The organism is Nocardia glycosmidis, from assembly GCF_052545115.1.
This window is the reverse complement of record NZ_JBQWRH010000063.1, coordinates 1-367: the sequence shown is the minus strand read 5'-3', so window position 1 is coordinate 367 and position 367 is coordinate 1. Positions and strand designations below refer to the sequence as shown.

Here is a 367-nt window from a genome sequence, read left to right as displayed (position 1 = left end):
CTCGATCGGGACATGACCGCTGGCCTCGGTCAACACCGTCTTCGACCGGGTTCCGTTGCGCACGTTGGTCGAGTCACGATCCGCGGGAGCCCCGTTCTTGTCATAGCCGAGGTGTTCGGTCATCTCCTCGTTCAACGCGGTCTCGAGGACGGTCTTGGTGAACTGTTTGAGCAGCCCGTTCGGCCCCGTCAGCGACAGGCCCTGCTCCTTGGCCATCCGGACCAGCTCTCGGGCGGCCAACTCCTCCGCCGAAGCCTCGACCGGGTTCTTCTTCCTCGTCACCGGATCAAGTGTCGTCATCATCGACCCTTCCCGCTGAGTATCACTCAGCGAATCAGGCCGGAAACACCGATGAATCCACAGTCCC

At 62.1% G+C, this 367-nt stretch carries 1 protein-coding gene; it reads right to left on the bottom strand.

The features are described 5' to 3' along the window. On the bottom strand, window positions 1-303 hold a 303-nt coding region (locus tag ACT86A_RS27495), incomplete at its 3' end, for a transposase (protein WP_445095132.1). Window positions 304-367 lie beyond the last annotated feature (64 nt).